Annotated in this window: 18 protein-coding genes; 13 read left to right on the plus strand and 5 right to left on the minus strand. The window is 40.9% G+C overall.

What is annotated here, in order from left to right:
* Window position 1 precedes the first annotated feature (1 nt).
* On the plus strand, window positions 2-2,464 hold the full coding sequence (locus G7092_RS03570) for a glutaminase family protein (protein WP_166086256.1): 2,463 nt from the start codon (window positions 2-4) through the stop codon (window positions 2,462-2,464).
* Window positions 2,465-2,637: 173 nt separating this feature from the next.
* On the opposite strand, the gene G7092_RS03575 is transcribed toward G7092_RS03570, so the two are convergent.
* Entirely contained in the window at window positions 2,638-4,023 is a 1,386-nt protein-coding gene (locus G7092_RS03575; RefSeq protein WP_166086258.1) for a hypothetical protein, read from the minus strand.
* A 133-nt stretch (window positions 4,024-4,156) separates the two neighbouring features.
* On the opposite strand from G7092_RS03575, the gene G7092_RS03580 reads away from it, so the two are divergent.
* The 8 genes from G7092_RS03580 (at window position 4,157) to rplT (ending at window position 10,892) form a co-directional block, all read left to right on the plus strand.
* The gene (locus G7092_RS03580) at window positions 4,157-5,473 is read left to right on the plus strand and encodes an MFS transporter (protein ID WP_166086261.1); all 1,317 of its coding nucleotides are present in this window, start codon (window positions 4,157-4,159) and stop codon (window positions 5,471-5,473) included.
* An 11-nt stretch (window positions 5,474-5,484) separates the two neighbouring features.
* Window positions 5,485-6,213 (plus strand): (Fe-S)-binding protein, encoded by a 729-nt coding sequence (locus G7092_RS03585; protein ID WP_166086263.1) that lies wholly within the window; start codon window positions 5,485-5,487, stop codon window positions 6,211-6,213.
* A 53-nt stretch (window positions 6,214-6,266) separates the two neighbouring features.
* Window positions 6,267-6,653 carry a hypothetical protein gene (locus tag G7092_RS03590; protein ID WP_166086265.1) on the plus strand — a complete coding sequence of 129 codons (387 nt, stop codon included), beginning with the start codon at window positions 6,267-6,269 and terminating at the stop codon, window positions 6,651-6,653.
* Window positions 6,654-6,803: 150 nt separating this feature from the next.
* On the plus strand, window positions 6,804-7,259 hold the full coding sequence (locus G7092_RS03595) for a cupin domain-containing protein (protein WP_202985212.1): 456 nt from the start codon (window positions 6,804-6,806) through the stop codon (window positions 7,257-7,259).
* A gap of 422 nt (window positions 7,260-7,681) precedes the next feature.
* Complete coding sequence (gene thrS / locus G7092_RS03600) at window positions 7,682-9,607, plus strand: threonine--tRNA ligase (protein WP_166086267.1); 1,926 nt, start codon at window positions 7,682-7,684, stop codon at window positions 9,605-9,607.
* Between the two features lies 1 nt (window position 9,608).
* The gene (gene infC / locus G7092_RS03605) at window positions 9,609-10,175 is read left to right on the plus strand and encodes a translation initiation factor IF-3 (protein WP_090470682.1); all 567 of its coding nucleotides are present in this window, start codon (window positions 9,609-9,611) and stop codon (window positions 10,173-10,175) included.
* Between the two features lie 94 nt (window positions 10,176-10,269).
* Window positions 10,270-10,470, plus strand: coding sequence for a 50S ribosomal protein L35 (gene rpmI, locus G7092_RS03610; RefSeq protein ID WP_022829872.1), 201 nt, complete (start codon window positions 10,270-10,272; stop codon window positions 10,468-10,470).
* Window positions 10,471-10,547: 77 nt separating this feature from the next.
* Window positions 10,548-10,892, plus strand: a complete 345-nt coding sequence (rplT, locus tag G7092_RS03615; protein WP_078346323.1) for a 50S ribosomal protein L20 — start codon at window positions 10,548-10,550, stop codon at window positions 10,890-10,892.
* A gap of 79 nt (window positions 10,893-10,971) precedes the next feature.
* Here the strand turns inward: rplT and G7092_RS03620 are convergent, their stop codons facing one another.
* Together G7092_RS03620 and G7092_RS03625 are read right to left on the minus strand one after the other, a co-directional pair.
* Window positions 10,972-11,706 (minus strand): SRPBCC family protein, encoded by a 735-nt coding sequence (locus tag G7092_RS03620; RefSeq protein ID WP_166086269.1) that lies wholly within the window; start codon window positions 11,704-11,706, stop codon window positions 10,972-10,974.
* 65 nt (window positions 11,707-11,771) lie between these two features.
* Window positions 11,772-13,031, minus strand: a complete 1,260-nt coding sequence (locus G7092_RS03625; RefSeq protein WP_166086271.1) for a serine hydrolase — start codon at window positions 13,029-13,031, stop codon at window positions 11,772-11,774.
* Between the two features lie 82 nt (window positions 13,032-13,113).
* On the opposite strand from G7092_RS03625, the gene G7092_RS03630 reads away from it, so the two are divergent.
* The 4 genes from G7092_RS03630 (at window position 13,114) to G7092_RS03645 (ending at window position 17,442) form a co-directional block, all read left to right on the plus strand.
* A complete protein-coding gene (locus G7092_RS03630; protein ID WP_166086273.1) occupies window positions 13,114-15,066 on the plus strand; it encodes a TonB-dependent receptor plug domain-containing protein in 1,953 nt (650 codons plus the stop codon).
* A gap of 52 nt (window positions 15,067-15,118) precedes the next feature.
* Entirely contained in the window at window positions 15,119-15,682 is a 564-nt protein-coding gene (locus G7092_RS03635) for a DUF6580 family putative transport protein (protein ID WP_166086275.1), read from the plus strand.
* 80 nt (window positions 15,683-15,762) lie between these two features.
* A complete protein-coding gene (locus G7092_RS03640) occupies window positions 15,763-16,452 on the plus strand; it encodes an SIR2 family NAD-dependent protein deacylase (protein WP_166086276.1) in 690 nt (229 codons plus the stop codon).
* Between the two features lie 273 nt (window positions 16,453-16,725).
* Entirely contained in the window at window positions 16,726-17,442 is a 717-nt protein-coding gene (locus G7092_RS03645; RefSeq protein ID WP_166086279.1) for a Dph6-related ATP pyrophosphatase, read from the plus strand.
* A 216-nt stretch (window positions 17,443-17,658) separates the two neighbouring features.
* Here the strand turns inward: G7092_RS03645 and G7092_RS03650 are convergent, their stop codons facing one another.
* On the minus strand, window positions 17,659-17,907 hold the full coding sequence (locus G7092_RS03650; RefSeq protein WP_166086281.1) for a hypothetical protein: 249 nt from the start codon (window positions 17,905-17,907) through the stop codon (window positions 17,659-17,661).
* A gap of 120 nt (window positions 17,908-18,027) precedes the next feature.
* On the minus strand, window positions 18,028-18,813 hold the full coding sequence (locus G7092_RS03655; protein WP_166086283.1) for a DUF3291 domain-containing protein: 786 nt from the start codon (window positions 18,811-18,813) through the stop codon (window positions 18,028-18,030).
* Window positions 18,814-19,082 lie beyond the last annotated feature (269 nt).

Raw genomic sequence — 19,082 nt, forward strand, 5'->3', positions numbered from 1 at the left:
CATGAAAAGGTTCCCATTAGTTGCTTGCCTTGCATTGGCCGGTTTTTTGGCCAGGGCACAGGCTACCAAAGCTCCTGCTTATCCGCTTATCACACACAATCCTTATTTCAGTATCTGGTCGTTCACCGATAACCTGAATGAATCTACCACTCATCACTGGACAGGTAAAGATCAATCAATGCTGGGTTTGATTAAAGTTGATGGCACCGTTTACCGTTTTATGGGCAAAGAGCCGGTTGAATATAAAACTGTACTGGCTGCAGCTGATGAAAAACCTTATGCCTGTAAGTTTACAGAGACAGAACCTTCCAAAGATTGGGCGTCTGCCAAATTTGATGATAGCAGCTGGAAAACGGGGACTGCTCCATTTAGTAATGATAAACAGGCTGCCAAAACCTTATGGACAGGTCGTGATATCTGGGTACGCCGCACTTTTACCCTGAACGATTTGAATTTTAATAAACTTTGGCTAAGGCTGCACCACGATGACGAAGCCGAGGTTTACATCAATGGTAAAAAAGTAAACGAACAAGGGGGCGCCAATGGCGATCTGCAATATTTTATACTTTCTGACGATGCAGTAAGCGCATTGAAAAAAGGCGAAAATGTATTGGCTTTACATTGTACCAACACCGGTGGCGGTGCCTGGCTTGATGCCGGTTTGGCCGATGAGCTTAAACCAACAGGCCATACTGCTTTGGAACTGGCAAAACAAACCAGCGTAACCATAAATGCTACCCAAACTATTTACAATTTTAAATGCGGGAAGGCCGATCTGCAGCTTACCTTCACCTCGCCATTGCTGATGAGTGATCTTAATCTTTTATCACGTCCGGTGTCTTATATCAGCTATAAAGTAAAATCAAATGATGGGGCATCACATGATGTAAAAGTTTACTTTGGTGCATCGGCAGATATTGCACGCAATACAGCACAACAACCGGTAACCACGCAACAATACACATCGGGTACGCTGTCGGTTTTAAAAGCAGGCACCATAGAGCAGCCCATATTGCAAAAGAAAGGCGACGATCTGCGTATCGACTGGGGATATATGTATGTGGCCGTACCAAAAGCAGCCAATGCACAACAATATGTAAGCACCGGTAAACAAGCTGTCGATTCATTTTTTAGCGGCGACAGCAAATCAACGGTAAAAGAGGGAAGCAACCTGGTTTTAAATACCGTGATACCTTTTGGTAAAGTGGGTAAAACAGCCGTGGCTAAATTTGTGGAGCTGGGCTATGATGATATTACACCGGTACAATACTTTCATACCAATTTAAAACCATGGTGGCAAAACGCGCAAACTAAAACCATAGAACAGGTACTGGCAAAAGCTGCCGTGGAATATCCTGGTATTCTGCAAAAATGTGCTGCATTTAATACCTCTATGTATAAAGATGCTCAAAATGCTGGTGGTACTAATTACGCTAAACTGTGTGTACTGGCTTACAGACAATCTATTGCTGCTCATGTACTGGTAAAAAGCCCGCAAGGTGAAATCTTATTTCTGTCGAAAGAGAATTTCAGTAATGGCTCCATCAATACTGTTGATATTACTTATCCCTCGTCGCCCTTATATTTGCTTTACAACCCTAAATTGATGGAAGGTATGATGAATGGGATCTTCTATTTTAGCGAAAGCGGTAAATTTGCCCATGATTTTGCTGCCCACGATCTGGGCACCTATCCTTTAGCCAATGGTCAAACTTATGGGGAAGGTATGCCTGTAGAAGAGTCTGGTAATATGCTGGCATTAACTTTGGCTATAGCGAAAGCGAATGGCAATAACCCTGCTTATGCCAAAAAGCACTGGAAAATATTAACCACCTGGACAAATTACCTGGCTAAAGAAGGCTTAGATCCTGCCAATCAGCTTTGTACCGATGATTTTGCCGGTCACCTGGCCCGTAACGCCAATTTATCGGCCAAAGCTATTGTGGGGGTAGGTTGTTATGCCCGCCTGGCTGATTTGCTTGGTCAGAAGGACGTGGCTGCAAAATACAGGGCAATGGCTAAAGATATGGTAAGCAAATGGATGAAAATGGCCGACGCCGGCGATCATTATTCGCTGGTGTTTGATAAAAAAGATACCTGGAGTCAGAAATATAATATTATCTGGGATAAGATACTGGGCTTAAATCTGTTCCCGCAATCGGTTTATGACCGGGAGGTAAAGTTTTATCTAACCAAACAAAATCAGTACGGATTGCCATTGGATAGCCGTAAAACCTACACCAAAAGCGACTGGATCATCTGGACAGCTACTTTAGCCAAAAACAAAGCCGATTTTGAGGCGTTGGCTAACCCGGTTTACAAATATGCTATGGAAACACCAACCCGTGTACCCCTGAGCGACTGGCACGAAACTACCAATGGTAAACAGGTAGGTTTCCAGGCACGTAGCGTAGTGGGTGGCTATTTTATGAAGCTTTTACAACAAAAATGGAGCGCTAAATAAACCCCACAAAAGCCCTCTCGAAAGGAAGGGCTTTAAATAAAAAAACACACGTCATTGCGAGGAACGAAGCAATCTCTATGCTGTACAGAGCCAACATCCAAAGTTGACCAGCCTTAGTAGAGATTGCTTCGTGCCTCGCAATGACGCTTTTTAGTTTTGCCCTATGTTCATCGTTACATCCCTGCGGGTACACTCCAGGTATCCGCATTAAAGCCGGGATTGATCTCAAAGCTATCGTATTGAATAACCAGTTTTTTGATGCCTGATGTAACCACTTCATGAAAAGGGATCAGGATACCTTGTACCGGGCGCAGATCTGACAGGACAGATATGGATGTTCTGCCCGATGTTTTATTGGCCTCGGCCACTAGTTGGGTTTGATCGTTAATGGCAAAAATATAATCGTTACCGTCAAGCCTGCATAAAACCGAATAAGTGTTATTATTCTTCAATTTTTGCATACTCACTACCTGCATCTGGTTGATGGCCGGTTTGCGTAACCCCAGCAAACCCGAATAGAAAGTACTCTTCATTTCCGCTATCCTTGCAGAAGGCATAGCCGCTTTTCTGCCGTTAAGCCATTGCCAGCCGTTGCCATTTTCTTCCTGTTCAACAGAAATCATCTTACCGTTTTCCCAAAGTTCTATCCGGATTTTGTTGCCGGGTATATCCAAATAAGATATTGCTTTTACGCCCATAATAGTAGCCGAATAGCGCATGGTTTTAATCACATCGAGCTTAGTGCCGCCATGTATGCTGTTGGCCTTTAAAAGCAATGCTTTTGCTTCGGTGTTACCTGTTGCATCGGTAGTTGTGGCAATACTTGTTTTACCGGGTTGATTCATCGTATTTGTAGTTTTGGCAGGTTTGTCATCATCGCCCTTCATAAAATATATCCCTCCATCAATCGCTGCCATAGGCTTTCTTCCGCCCGTTTGACAAAAAAAGTTATGTATTTCTGTCCTTCCGTCACTGTAGGTGAGGGTAAGCGTACCATTATCTATTTTATAAATACCGCTACCGCTGCTGTTTTTGGTGCTTCCGCCACCTACATTATCGCCCGAAACTATAGTCGCAGCCGATTTGGAATTACTAAAATGTCCTTTTCCATCAAAAATTAAACCATTATTGCTGGATACCCCAACAGCAACCATGCCCGAGCCTGCTCCACCGGCACCTGCCACATGTTTCATTTCATAATATCCCGGGGGAATAGCCGATCCGCTGAGCTTAAATAATACTGAACCGCCACCATGAAGGTCACCGTCCTGTATGTCAAACTGGTCAGTTCCGCGGGTATAATTCACCGTTACTTTTGATCCGCTTACCTGGTAATGTCCACTCACCCTGGTTTTCCAGTCGGGTTTATTTAATTCGTTATTAAACGAACCGTCAGGCCTAAACAATATCACCATATCCGTTCTGTTCATGCCGCCGCCGATAAGCGGACTAACCGAAAATCGCATACCTGCATACACACCATTAAGTGTAGGAGTTTGCGCCACAAGATTAAAAACGATAAGGAGGCTGAATGATAACAGCCAGGCGGCTCTTCTCATAAGGGTTAATTTTTTAGTTAAACCCCTTAAATATCAACTTGTTTCTGCAAATAATTAAATTAACAGGTAATTAAGCCCGGCTTAAAATATCTGCTTTTTGCAAATACTAAAATTTGTATACTTTTATTGTTCAATGGAAACCAAAAATAATAAAAAAACCATCAGGGCCTGGGCCTTTTTTGATTGGGCCAATTCTGCTTACAACCTCGTTATCACTTCTACCATTTTTCCGGCTTATTATGTGGCTATTACCAAGGCCAATGGCGGTAGGGTAACGTTCTTTGGCAAAAGTTTTATCAATACCGCATTGTCTGATTATGCCTTATCGGCCGCATACCTGATCATTGTTTTGCTGCTGCCCATACTATCGTCCATTGCCGATTATAAGGGGAATAAAAAGATATTCATGCAGTTTTTTACAGCTGTAGGCGCCCTGGCGTGTGGCGTACTTTATTTTTTCGATGCCAGTCATATCGAACTGGGTATTATAGCCTTCGCACTGGCGGCTATTGGCTACAGCGGTGGTTTTGTGTTTTATAACTCTTACCTGCCCGAAATTGCTACAGTTGACATGCAGGATAACGTAAGCGCCAAAGGATTTACCTATGGCTATATCGGCAGTGTATTGCTGCAGCTTATTTGCTTTGTGTTTGTACTGAAACCAGAACTGTTTGGTATTGTTGATCAAACCTTCCCGGCCCGTTTATCTTTCCTGCTGGTAGGCGTATGGTGGATGGGGTTCGCCCTTATTCCGTTTATTGTATTACCCAAGGGAAGCCCCAATGCGGTAAGTCACGATCATAATATCATCAAAGGAGGCTTTATAGAACTGGGCAAAGTTTGGCGAAAAGTAAAAACCATGCCTTTGCTCAAAAGATACCTGCCTGCGTTTTTCTTTTACTCCATGGGGGTACAAACTATTATGCTGGTGGCTACAGGCTTTGCGGCTAAAGAACTGCATATGCCTACTTCGGCATTGATCACTACCATTTTAATAATTCAGCTGGTAGCCATTGGCGGGGCAACATTAATGTCGAGGCTTTCCGGGAGATATGGAAATGTAAAGGTGCTTATAGGGGTGGTGATCATCTGGATAGGTGTATGCGCCGCAGCTTATTTAACTACTACAGCTACTGAGTTTTATGTGGTGGCAGCAGTAGTAGGTTTGGTAATGGGCGGTATCCAGTCCATGTCGCGTTCCACCTATTCTAAATATTTACCCGAAAACATTACCGACACTGCATCGTTCTTCAGTTTTTACGATGTTACCGAAAAGCTGGCGATAGTGGGCGGGGTGTTTAGCTTTGGCTTTTTTGAGGAGTTGACCGGCAGCCCGCGTAATTCGGTATTGGTATTGGCCATATTTTTTATAATAGGTTTAATATTATTGTTTTCTTTGTTGTCGGCAGAAAAAAAAGTTAAGCAAAATGCGGAGCTAAGCGCTGTGTAATTGTGTAATAGATGAAGATTGAGTTATTTGTACCCTGTTTTATAGATCAGTTATTCCCTGATACCGCTTTTAATACCGTAAAAGTATTGGAAAAAGCAGGGTGTAAAGTAAGCTTTAATCCTAACCAAACCTGTTGTGGTCAACCAGCCTTTAACGCCGGTTTCTGGGACGAAGCCAAAGCAGTGGGCAGCAAATTCCTGAATGATTTTTCGGACGACAGTGTGATCGTAACGCCATCGGCTTCTTGTACAGGCATGGTGAAAAATTACTATAATGACCTGTTCACCAATACTGCTGTACATAATAAATGCCGGGCCGTACAGGGCAATATCTACGAACTCTCTGATTTCCTGGTAAACATCCTGCAGTTTGATTATTTTGGCGCTGAGCTCGATGGTAAAGCCGTTTACCATGACAGCTGTGCCGGACTGCGTGAATGCAAAATCAAAGACGAACCCCGCCAGCTACTCTCTAAAGTGCTTGGCCTGGAACTGCTCGATCTGAAAGATAACGAAACCTGCTGTGGCTTTGGCGGCACCTTTGCCGTTAAATTCGATGGTATATCTACCGCAATGGCTCAACAAAAAGTTGATAATGCACTGGCCGTAGGGGCGGAGTATATAATCTCTACCGATGCTTCCTGCTTGCTGCACCTGCAAAGCTATATCGACAAAAATAGTCTTCCCATACAAACCATGCACTTGGCCGATGTACTCACATTGGGCTGGGGGAATGTGTGATTTGGGCTAGGGAGGTGAGATTTTGCTAATTTGTATGGTGATTTATATTTGTGATGAAGAAAAGGATAATATTTTGGTTAATTGGATGGGCAATAATCTATGCTGTCTTTTTTCAGGTTTTACCTTACCTCACTGATAGATATCATGGATGTTATATACATCAGGATGTTTACGCCCAAAGTATTAAATCAGTTGTTTTCAAGAAATTTATTGATCATGCCAATCACAATGAAAAAACAATTGTTTATTTAGAAAACAACCGGGAAAAATCAATGATTTTTACTCCTGAATTTTATGGGATGTATGATTTTATAGATGTTACTGATTCAATCATCAAAAACATAAATTCGGTTAATTACAGGGTCAAAAATAAGACTACAGGAAAAGATACTACCATGAAGTTTGATACCACCTGTAAAGACAGTCTAAATAAAAAATAAAAAGCGTTGACCACTTTTATCTCCTCTAAATCTACTTAAAAGAGAGGTTATCTACAAACAACTTAAAGCTCGAGAAACCCCGAGAGGACAGGAATGATAGGGCTCATAAATCATATTGAAACAATTCCCGGTTTAAATAGTCATAATTACATGAAAAATTTAGTTGCAATTATGACGATCAGCCTTGCATTTGCCGGTGTGGTAAATGCAGCTAATTTAAGCCCCTTAAAAGTTACCGCAAGGCATATCGGTTTAAGGGATAGTATTACCCGCAAAAGAATATTCATGGCGGAGTTTCCTGTTCGTAATGTTTCGAGTGTTGATGTCCGCGAAATCACCTTTAAACCCAGACAAAAAACGGGCAGGCACCAGCACCCTATACCGGTGATGGGGTATGTTGTTTCGGGCACGGTATTGTTTGAAGCGGAAGGGCAGTCGGCCAGGGTTTTACATGCCGGAGATGCTTTTTATGAACCTGCCAATACCACTATCGAACATTTTGACAACCAATCAGATACTGAGCCGCTTAAATTTGTTGCCTACTATTTATTTAATGGCGAGAAAGAGCTAATAAAAATGCTACCCGAAAAGCCGGTAAGGCAATAAATAAATCACCTTAAATTTCGTATCTTTACATCATCATATTAAACGGCCCGTTGCTCTTTTATCAGAGTAACGGGCTGTTTAGTTAAGGCCAAATCAAGACCTGAAATCGATCTTTTTTTAATTAGTTATTTGATTTTCAATTATTTAAAACTTTTTAAAGTTTTTAAAACCTATCAAAATGGCATTGGAATTTGTTAAAAAGTGTTAAAATCGATGGTTTTGAATCAAATTTTAAGCGTTTTTAGGCCGATTTTGATCAGAAAAGTGTTAAAATTTAGGGTTTAAAAAGTTTTTAAAAGGGGTATGGGGATTTTGAAAATCCTAAATCAAAATAAAATCTTAAATTAGCGCCACAAAAATAAAGATCACTTTGTAGGTGATCGGCAAACGTAATTTTATAAAAATTTAAATCATAGTTGTAGATGATTAGTATTACACTCCCTGACGGATCCGTTCGCCAGTATGACAAAGGAATTACTTCCGCACAGATCGCACAGTCGATCTCCGAAGGATTAGCACGTAACGTATTAGCCGCCGAAGTTGATGGACAGGTTTGGGATGCCAGCCGCCCCATTGAACAGGACGCGCACGTTAAATTATTAACCTGGAACGATGCTTCGGGTAAATCAACCTTCTGGCATTCATCGGCCCACTTAATGGCCGAAGCACTGGAAGCACTGTACCCGGGCACCAAATTTGGTATCGGTCCGGCTATCGAAACCGGTTTCTATTATGACGTTGACTTTGGCGACCGTGAATTTTCTTCAGACGAGTTTAAACAGATTGAGGATAAGATCATTGAGCTAGCCAAAACCAAAGAAGAATATATCCGCAAGCCGGTAAGCAAAGCCGACGCGATTGAATATTTTACCGAGAAAGGCGATGAGTATAAGCTTGATCTGATCAAGGATCTGGCTGATGGTTCCATCACTTTTTATACTCAAGGCAACTTTACCGATTTATGCCGTGGGCCGCATATCCCTAACACAGGCTTTATTAAGGCTGTTAAACTGATGAGTGTTGCTGGTGCCTACTGGCGCGGTGATGAAACACGTAAACAGCTTACACGTATTTATGCAGTTACCTTTCCTAAAGCCAGTGAGCTGACCGACTATCTGCACATGATCGAAGAAGCTAAAAAGCGCGATCACCGCAAATTGGGTAAAGAGCTGGAACTGTTCACTTTCTCTGAAAAAGTGGGTATGGGTCTGCCTTTGTGGTTACCAAAAGGTACTGCCTTGCGCGAACGCCTGACTAACTTTTTACAAAAAGCACAGGTTAGGGCAGGGTATGAACAGGTAATTACACCGCACATTGGACATAAAAACCTGTATGTAACATCAGGTCACTACGAAAAGTATGGCGCCGATTCATTTCAGCCGATAAAAACACCGCAGGAAGGAGAGGAGTTCTTTTTAAAACCAATGAACTGTCCGCACCATTGCGAAATATACAAAAGTAAGCCTCGCTCCTACAAGGATCTACCGGTTCGTTTGGCAGAGTTTGGTACTGTTTACCGGTACGAACAAAGCGGCGAGCTGCATGGCTTAACCCGTGTGCGTGGCTTTACCCAGGACGACGCACACTTATTTTGCCGTCCCGATCAGGTAAAAGACGAGTTTAAAAAAGTGATCGATCTGGTATTATATGTATTTAAAGCTCTTGGCTTTGAGAACTATACTGCACAGGTGTCACTTCGCGATCCTGAAAATAAAGGAAAATATATCGGTACAGATGAAAATTGGGCTTTGGCAGAATCTGCTATCATTGAAGCTGCTGAGGAAAAAGGTTTGATCACTGTACATGAATTGGGTGAGGCCGCTTTTTATGGCCCCAAGCTTGATTTTATGGTGAAAGATGCCCTGGGGCGTAAATGGCAATTGGGTACCATACAGGTTGATTATAACCTTCCTGAGCGCTTTGAACTGGAGTACACTGGCAGTGATAATCAGAAACACCGCCCGGTAATGATCCACAGGGCGCCGTTTGGCTCATTGGAGCGTTTTATAGCGGTACTGATTGAGCATTGTGCTGGTAATTTCCCGCTTTGGCTATCACCCGAGCAGTTTATTATTTTACCCATATCAGAAAAATTTGAGGAATATGCAAAAAAACTTTCTGATGTGTTAAAAGATTCCGATATTTGCGGGCTGATTGATTTTAGAGACGAGAAAATAGGGCGTAAGATACGTGATGCTGAAGTCAAAAAGATCCCTTATATGCTGATTGTGGGTGAAAAAGAAGCTGCCGAAGGCTTGGTTTCTGTAAGGAAACATGGTCAGGGCGATTTAGGAAGTATGAGCATAGAAGATTTTAAAGAACAAATAACTAAAGAAATAAAAGTATAACTTGGCATTAAACAAACCCTTCAATAGAGGACCAAGGCTTCCTTTTAAGAAAAAAGAAGCTGAACACAACATTAATCAATTCATCAGGGCTCAGGAAGTTCGTCTGGTAGGCGACAATGTTGAGCAGGGAGTTTACTCCTTAAGAGACGCACTGGCCATTGCACAGGAGCAGGAGCTTGACCTGGTTGAAATATCTCCGAATGCTGTTCCACCGGTTTGTAAAGTAACGGACTATAACAAGTTCATTTACGAACAGAAGAAAAAGCTGAAAGAGATAAAAAACAATGCCAAGCAAACGGTTATTAAAGAGATCCGTTTCGGACCGAATACCGATGATCATGACTTTGAGTTTAAATTAAAGCATGCCATGAAGTTTTTGGAAGCCGGAGAAAAGGTGAGAGCCTACGTACACTTTAAAGGCCGTGCCATTGTATACAAAGAACAGGGCGAAATCCTGTTACTGCGTTTTGCACAGGCGTTGGAAGATAACGGTAAAGTAGAACAATTACCAAAGCTGGAAGGAAAAAGGATGTTTTTAACCCTGGCTCCCAAAGCAGTTAAAAAGTAAATAAAACAGGCTGATGTGTAAGGTTAAAATGCACAGAGGCAATAAAAGGAAAACGTTGAGAAACGTTAATATCTAAAAACAAATAAATAGAGTTATGCCAAAAATGAAAACCAATTCCAGTGCAAAAAAGCGTTTTAAGCTTACTGGAACCGGTAAAATCGCAAGAAAAAACGCATACAAAAGCCACATCTTAACTAAGATGTCAACAAAACGTAAGCGCGCCCTTGGTCACACCAGCTTAGTATCTGATGCTGACATGGGTAACGTTAAACGTATGCTTTGTATCGGAAAGTAATTCACAAATTTTTTAACCAGGTATTAGAGTTTTAAGTTCTGTTATAAAGCAGGCACTCACTACCAAAATCAAACAAGATGCCACGTTCAGTTAACGCAGTAGCGTCGAGAAGACGCAGAAAAAGGATCATGAACCTCGCCAAAGGTTATTGGGGTTCACGTAGCAAGGTTTACACCATTGCAAAAAACACAGTTGAAAAAGGTTTACAGTACGCTTATCGTGACCGTAAAACCAAAAAAAGAGAGTTCAGAGCTTTATGGATACAGCGTATTAACGCAGGTGCCCGTCAGCACGGAATTTCTTACTCTCAATTAATAGGTAAATTAGCAGCAAAAGAAATCGGCTTAAACCGTAAAGTATTAGCTGATTTAGCGATGAATCATCCTGATGCTTTCAAAGCCGTAATTGATGCAGTAAAATAATATAAAATACTAATCATTAGTATTTTACAAAAAACAAGAGAGGCCGCAATTTGCGGCCTCTCTTGTTTTTTGTATCTGATTAAAGTATAATCACTGTTGGGGTAAATTCCTCACTGTCATTATCAATATCCATGTACTGTTTAAAGTTCTGTACATCTTTATCAACCATCCTCTTAAATACCGGGTTTAGTAATTTAGCCACGCCAGTACCTAAGCCTCCAGCAGGAGGTTGATAACTAACAACGATGTCAACAATAGTACCTTTGCCATCCAGCGTATCCTGAAAACGCACTTTACCGGCATTGTTGATCATCGAATCGGGTAGAGAACTCCAGCCTATCATTTCATTCGGTTCGTCCTTTACAATTTCGGCATGCCAGCTCACTGTTGCAACCTCTGCCGGAAGCTTTAAAACCCAGTAAGAGTAGGTGGAGTCGATCATTTCAACACTTTCCAGGTGCTTCATAAATAGTGGCAAATTATCCAGCTTACGCCAAAAGTTATACACTTTATGACGAGGTTTGTTTACTGTAAATGACGAACGGATATTGATATTAACCGGGTTGGTTGAAAGTTTACCTATACGTTTATACAATTCACAATGTCCTGTGATTCCGCGGTTTAACAGGTAACCGCCGGCACCTAATTTAATAATACTGCCTATCGGGTTGGAAAAAATGTTTTTAAATCCGGATAACCCTAATTTTACACCCCCAATAATAGAAGTATAACGCTCGGGCCATTTTAAGTTTATGCGATTGTCTCCATAAAGTACAGGGAAATTATCAGTATATTTTATAATTGTAGTAGCCATAGTATTGTTTAAACGATTGTAAAATTTAAACAGTACACTCTAATCTAAGTTTTTTTAAAATGAAGTTATTTTACCTGAACGTAATTAAATTTAAATTGAGTTAAGTTTGATTGATACTTTTTAGGCCTTTTTAATTCATATTGATAAATGACTTGTCCCAGGTTTTTTAAAAATGGAAGGCAAACCGTAGCATATTCATATTTATTATCGTTGTAAACACCATCTTCATTTGATTGCACTACAGCTGTAAGTAAAAATTCTACGTTATGTTTAAAATCAACAATGTAAGCGTTATCAATATCATATCCATAGCTGTCGCCCACTTTGTTAAATATTCTGATGTTAGGTTCAATTGCAGCTGTACTGTCAGCCCCATAGTATAAAAACTTGCAGTAAGCTGGAAAATATTCAGGTCGGGTATAAGTAGGTTTTACGTTTTCGGTAGGGAATTTACTCATATAGCGATATATAAAAGCGTAATCAGCAGCAGTTAGGTTGTACCGCTGATCTGCTGGAAATGTTTGCGGAAAAAGTAGCCTTTTTAAAACCTGCTGCTGATCGTAAATGGAGTATACATTCTTTTCGCTCAGATTAAATGGCTTATTTACCAGACGGTCACTGCTGTCCAGATAAGCTTTGCCCATGATCATATTATCCAGATGCATTGGGTAATTCAAGCTATCATATAAAGCTTTTTTATAATAAATTGCCTTATCCCCATTGTAAAAGGTGACTGGATTGGTGTGCCTGGTGCTTTCACCGGCATCACCCACGGCCAGTCGGCCCACAATACGGGTGTGATATAACTGATATTTTTTTAGTTTACGATTAATCTCTTCACGGCCAACAAATTCATACAACCGATTGAAGGCATCATTATCGCTCACCAATAATATCTTTTTGATGTAATTCTCGATGCTTGGTAATCCGTTAGCTGACGAGGTATCCGCTTTTACTTTGGTCTGTTTGGCAAAGGCGCTGTCGGTGATCATCACAGACTTTCGGGTTAATCCGTGAATGTGCAGCTCATGCAGTTTTTCCAGTGCAAAAATAGCTGTCGGCAGCTTAACTGTGCTTGCAGGATAGAAATAATGCTGAGCATTTAAATGATAACTGTACGATTTAAAGTGCGGTACATTATTTTTATCCCGGTCGATTTGTGTATAAAGTATTTGCACCTCATTTTGGGTAGGGTGATTCAATATTCCACTAAATAGCTCCGGATGACTTTGTAAAAGTCCTTTTAAGAAAATGGTATCGGGTTGTTGGGCGAAGCAGGGAATAATACCGGTTGTGAGTAACAGAAGTGTAACATACAATTTCATTATTATAAATATACAGATTGTTACTTGTGGTTGTTAGTACTTAAAGTACTTTTGTCGATACTCCCGATTTTAATAACACTATATGGAAAAAAAGTACCTTAAATTTATTTTTGGATTCGGACTACTACAAACTTGTTTAATTATTACATCTGTGCAAGCACAGGATACTACACGTTTGCTAAATAACGTAGTGGTTACAGCTACACGCTCACCAAAAAAACTATCTGATATTGGCAGAGTAGTTACGGTGATATCTGCCGAGCAAATCAGCCGCTCTCAGGGAAAAACCTTGCCGCAGTTGCTAAATACTGTTCCTGGACTAACATTTTCCGGAGCTCAGAATGCCCCGGGTATTGCTACCTCTATTTTTCTACGCGGCGCATCTACGGGAAATACCCTCATATTGATTGACGGGTTTCCGGTAAACAACGCCTCTGCCATAGACGGTAGTTATGATCTGAATGCTTTTTCACTGGATATGATAGATCATATCGAGATTTTAAAGGGGAGCGGATCAACCCTGTATGGCTCGGATGCTGTAGCTGGTGTTATTAATATCATTACTAAAAAAGGAAAGGGGCAAGCACTTAAGGGGAGCCTGCAGCTAATAGGAGGCAGCTACAATACTTTCAAAGAGTCGGCTTCTTTAAATGGAACCGTAAGCAAAACGGGAGTGGCTGTAAATATTTCTAATTCAGATTCCAGGGGTTTTGCTGCTGCTACGGATACAACAGGTAAAGGCAATTTTAAAAAAGATGGCTTTCATCAACGTTCGGCCAGTGTAAATATCAGTCAGGCGGTTTCAAAAAAATTCAGTCTGAACGGAAACCTCCAAACCAGTTATACATCTGGTAATTTACCATACGGGGCATTTACTGACGATCAGAATTACACCTATAATAATACATTTCTATTTGGTGGTTTAGGAGCAAAATTAATATTACCGAAAGGGACACTGAATTTCAATGTTTCGCAAAACACAGTTTGGAATAATTTTAAAAATCTACCTACCGATAATGATTCTACCCATCAGGTAACTAAAAACATAGGGCGCATTACTAATGCAGAAGTTGTTTTAAATCAGGAATTGGGTAAATATTTTGATATTACCAGTGGGGTAAGTTTTAAATATAGCAACACCACCCAATATAGTTTATATGAATCAACAGGTTATCACCCAGGAGCCAGCACCATTGCTGATGATTTAGCTCATAATAATATATTCAGCGCTTACACTTCTTTATTTTTTAAGGATGATATTTTCCACATGGAATTAGGAGGTAGATATAACCACCATAGTACTTACGGCGATAATTTCACCTATACTATCAACCCCTCCTTGTTCCTGGCCGATCAGTTTAAAATTTTCGGTTCAATAGCGTCAGCCTACAAATCGCCGTCATTGTATCAATTATATTCTCAGTATGGTAATGTAAAATTGAAACCTGAAACCACTACCTCATATGAAGCTGGCTTTGACTGGGAGATTATCAAAGGCGCTTTGACATTTAATACCCAATTTTATAAACGGAATGCTAAGGATGTGATCTATTTCTTTACGGAATCGGTTTCTCCTTTTGCGTCTTTTTACCAGAACGGTCAGTTTCAGAAAGATAAAGGTTTTGAGAGTGAGTTAAATTATCATTCTGATAAACTTACAGCTTCGGCCTATTATGCTTATGTTACGGGTAAATTAACCGATGAAAAAGGTGTACAAACGGCCAATCTTTACCGCCGGCCAAAAAGCACATTCGGATTGAATTTTAACTATCAGGTTATTGATGATTTTTCAGTTGGGGTGAATTATAAATATACCGGTAACCGCACCGATCAAAACTTTGCAACTTTTCCATCTACTGTAGTTACGCTGAAACATTATAACCTGGCCGACTTACACCTGGAACTGAAGGCCACCAGGAACCTGCGTGTATTCGGCGACCTAAATAACGTACTGGATCAAAAATATACCGATTGGCTGGGTTACAATACCATGGGTATCAACTTCATGCTTGGGGCTAAATACCAGTTTAATTAACGGCTTTTTATTTAATACATTTATAAGTAATTTTACTGCACAAATTTTGATCATGAACTCAAAAGATAATACTACACGCAACATCGTATTGATACTGATGATTGTTGTGGCAGCTGCTTTCAGGTTGCTGGCTTTTAAATATAAAGAACTAAGCAATTTTAACCCGGTAGGCGCCATTGCTATATTTGGCGGTGTGTATTTTGCCGATAAATGGAAAAGCTACCTTACTGTATTACTGGCCCTGTTTGGTACAGACATTATCCTGAATTACTTCTACTTTCATAAATTAACTTTATGGTATAGTGGTGCTGAATGGACATACCTGGCCTTTATTTTAATGATCCTGGTAGGTAGTTTGATTAAAAAGGTAAACGTATGGAATGTGGTTTTAGCTTCAGTAGCTTCTGTATTGATACATTGGTTACTGACCGATTTGCCCGGTACATTGTATCCGCACACTTTAGCCGGTTATCGTACATCCTTGGTAAATGCTATTCCGTTTGAATATAACATGATCTATGGTAATTTAGTGTTTGGCTTCATCTTGTTTGGCGGTTTTGAACTGGCCAAAACCAAATACACCTTTTTACGCACCAAAAAACAACTGGCACTTTAAGCTAACTCAAGAATATAGAAAAGCGATTTGCCATCAGGGCAGGTCGCTTTTTTTATGGATATATAATTTCAGATACCTATATGAAAAAACTGGTAGTATTAACAGGCGCTGGTATTAGCGCTGAAAGCGGTTTAAAGACCTTCAGAGACAGCGACGGACTGTGGGAGGGTTACAATATAGAAGATGTGGCTACACCGCAGGCATGGCAGCGTAATCCGGCCATGGTACAGCAGTTTTATAATGAACGTCGCAAAACGGTACTGGAAGCCGAACCCAACGCGGCTCATTACGCATTGGCACAGCTCGAAGAAAAATACCAGGTCACCATCATTACTCAAAACATTGATGATCTGCATGAACGTGCAGGTTCAACCCATGTAATGCATCTGCACGGTATTATCACCCGCTCGCAGTCAAGTATCGATCCTGAGCTTACTTATCCTATTGACGGCTGGGAGATCAGAATGGATGAAGTATGCGAATTAGGTTCGCCCTTGCGAGCCCATGTGGTTTGGTTTGGGGAGGATGTACCCATGATAGGTCCAGCGGCGCATATTTGTGCCAATGCGGACATTTTTATACTCGTAGGCTCATCTTTGGCCGTATACCCGGCTGCCGGACTGATCAGTTATGTAAGACCGGAAATCCCAAGGTATATTATCGATCCTAAAATACCGGATGTAAGTGTGCGGGGCCAATTGATCAAAATACAGGAGAGGGCTACAGTGGGCGTTCCCGCATTAGTTGATCAGCTTCTGAAAGATCAGTAGTTCAAGAGGTAGGGCATGATCCCTGAACAGGCGGGGAGTTTTATTATAAAAAGTGGGTTTACATGGGTTTACACTTTTTATGGTTTAAATTGATGTATTTAATTGATAGTCAAATAGTTAAATTGAATACATGCCGATAAAGTGAGTTTACATGTAAACCCACTTTATCAGGCGAGAGAGCCTATGCAAACTTTAACGGCTCCCTTGAAATGATGATTGAAATTAGACTGTCTTTTCTTAAATACTAATTCACTAAATCAATAATTCAAATTAATGCAAAAGTGTATATTCAATTGGAGCGGGGGGAAGGATAGCGCATTAGCCTTGTACTATTGCCTGCAGAACCCTGATCTGGAGATCAGATATCTGGTTACCACCATCAATGATGCGGCCGACAGGATATCCATGCACGGCGTGCGTACAGAGCTTCTGATCAAACAGGCAGAAAGTATCGGCATCCCGCTATATCAAATCCGTCTGCCCGAGATGCCCGGTATGCAGGAGTACGATGAGGTGATGCATCGCCATCTGACACATTTTAAAAGCGAAGGCATCACCCATGCCATTTTTGGCGATATATTTTTAGAAGACCTGAAAGCTTACCGTGATGCCCGCCTGGGCGAGGTGAGAATGCAAGGGATATACCCATTATGGAAACGTGACACCAGCAAACTGATCAGCGAATTTTTGAGCCTTGGTTTCGGCACTGTTATAGCCTGCACACAGGAACGTTTGGAGCGCATAGTAGGGAAGGAGATCAGTCCCGAGCTGATTGATGCCTTACCCGACGATGTAGACGTTTGCGGTGAGAATGGCGAGTTCCATACCTTCACTTTTAAGGGCCCGATTTTTAAAAATGCTATACCCTACAAAACCGGAGTAAAGATTTTTAAGGAATACAAAGCCCCTAAAAATGCCGATGATTCCTGTGTTTCGCCAACCGATCAAAAACGTTCCGGATTTTGGTATTGTGACCTTATTTCGGCTTAACATCCCATTTATTTGGCAAAAATGGTCGCAGAATTAAATTTTTTGAAATATCATAACTACTTATTTTACAATATATTAAGTGTAAAATATAAAGTAATGATGTAATTTATTGGCAATAGAAGATTGTTTTTAGCCTGAAAATAATCATTTTGGCCAAATAAAATTCTGTTTTAAAGCCTATTTAAAATTAAGTATCTGTATTTTAAATAGTTGTAATTAGTAATTGTATCGATAGTACGACTCTTTGAAGTCTTTTCGCATTTCGGTAAAGCGGGTGGCTACTGTTTTCAGAAACTCTTCGTCGAGCAATTCAAAAACACTGTTCACGCCATCGGTCAAATCCATTTCGGGTATTTTGTAACTCTGTTCCAGTGCTCCCTGCTCTATCTTCACAATAAACTTTTGGTTCATATTCAGGATAGATATTTTAAAATCGGGGTGTGGTAGTTCGGCAATAATTCTCATGGTTATTAATTAGTGAATTAGTGATTGATTGAATTAGTGAGTTGTTTGTTGAGTAATGATTTTTGGACCAAGGAGTAAGGATTTTTGAATAAAACACTTTTATGATTTTGACCTTTATCCTCAATTCTTAAATCCTTGTTCTTTGTTCCCTGAATCCTTGCTCTCAAAATCTTTGCTCCCTGAATCCTTGTTCTTTGTTCCAATGACCCTTGCTCCAAGATCCCCAAGCGGATCTTTCCCGTGGAGCGATCCAAAACTTTCCAGTATTTTAAACCGGGCGAAAAGTTCTTCTTTGTACCAGTTTTCGCTGCGGGTAAGTTTGATCACTTCGGCATGCTCGCGGCTTTTGTAGGCAAAGTTTTTTACATCATCGAGGCTTTGCCAAATGGAAAACGTAGCCTGGCGGTAAACAGGTGCCTCGCCTATACCAAACGAAGTTATATAACCCGGCGCACCAGTCATCAGGTTAGCTACCTCATCCACATGCGACCAAAAGTTTTTTAACCGGCTTATCCTGATCGTGGCGCGGGTAAGTACGGCTACCGGACCGGTATGCTCTTTTGCTTCAGGATTGCCAAAAGGTGTTTTACCATCCCATTTGCCATGGCTTTGCAGGGGTTCGCAAAGTACTGTCCAGCCCTCATGGCCCAATATTTTCCACCAGTTGGCGACAAAAGAACTGGCCTGGAAACGATCGAAATCTTCCCGGCTGTCCCAGCAAGCGAGCAGGCCCCATTGCTGCCAATCGGGCTGAAGATCAAAAGTGCCATTATGGCCCGAACCTAGTAGCTTATAAAAGCTACAGCCTTTTTGCAACCACATGGGCAGGCGATGTATGGCCATGGCCAGTAATGCAAAAGGGATAAAAAGTTTCCGGTATCTGACAATGGTAAGGCTAACGATCATGTTTTGCTAAATAAAACATTAATTGCAAAACCCCGGCCGAAAAACTTCTTAAACCTAAAATTTTAACAATTTTCTGATCAAAAACAGGATGAAACGATTCAATAATTATCCGTTTTGATAAAGTTTTAAAGTTATTTGAACGGTTTTAACAAAATTTTGATGGTTTTGAAAACTTTAAAAAGATTTATCGGACTGATATCAAAGCTCGCCTTCTGCAGAAAGAGAGGCTAAAAAATATGTCATTGCGAGTGCAGCGTGGACAACCGACC

The organism is Mucilaginibacter inviolabilis (genome assembly GCF_011089895.1).
GTDB lineage: Bacteria > Bacteroidota > Bacteroidia > Sphingobacteriales > Sphingobacteriaceae > Mucilaginibacter > Mucilaginibacter inviolabilis.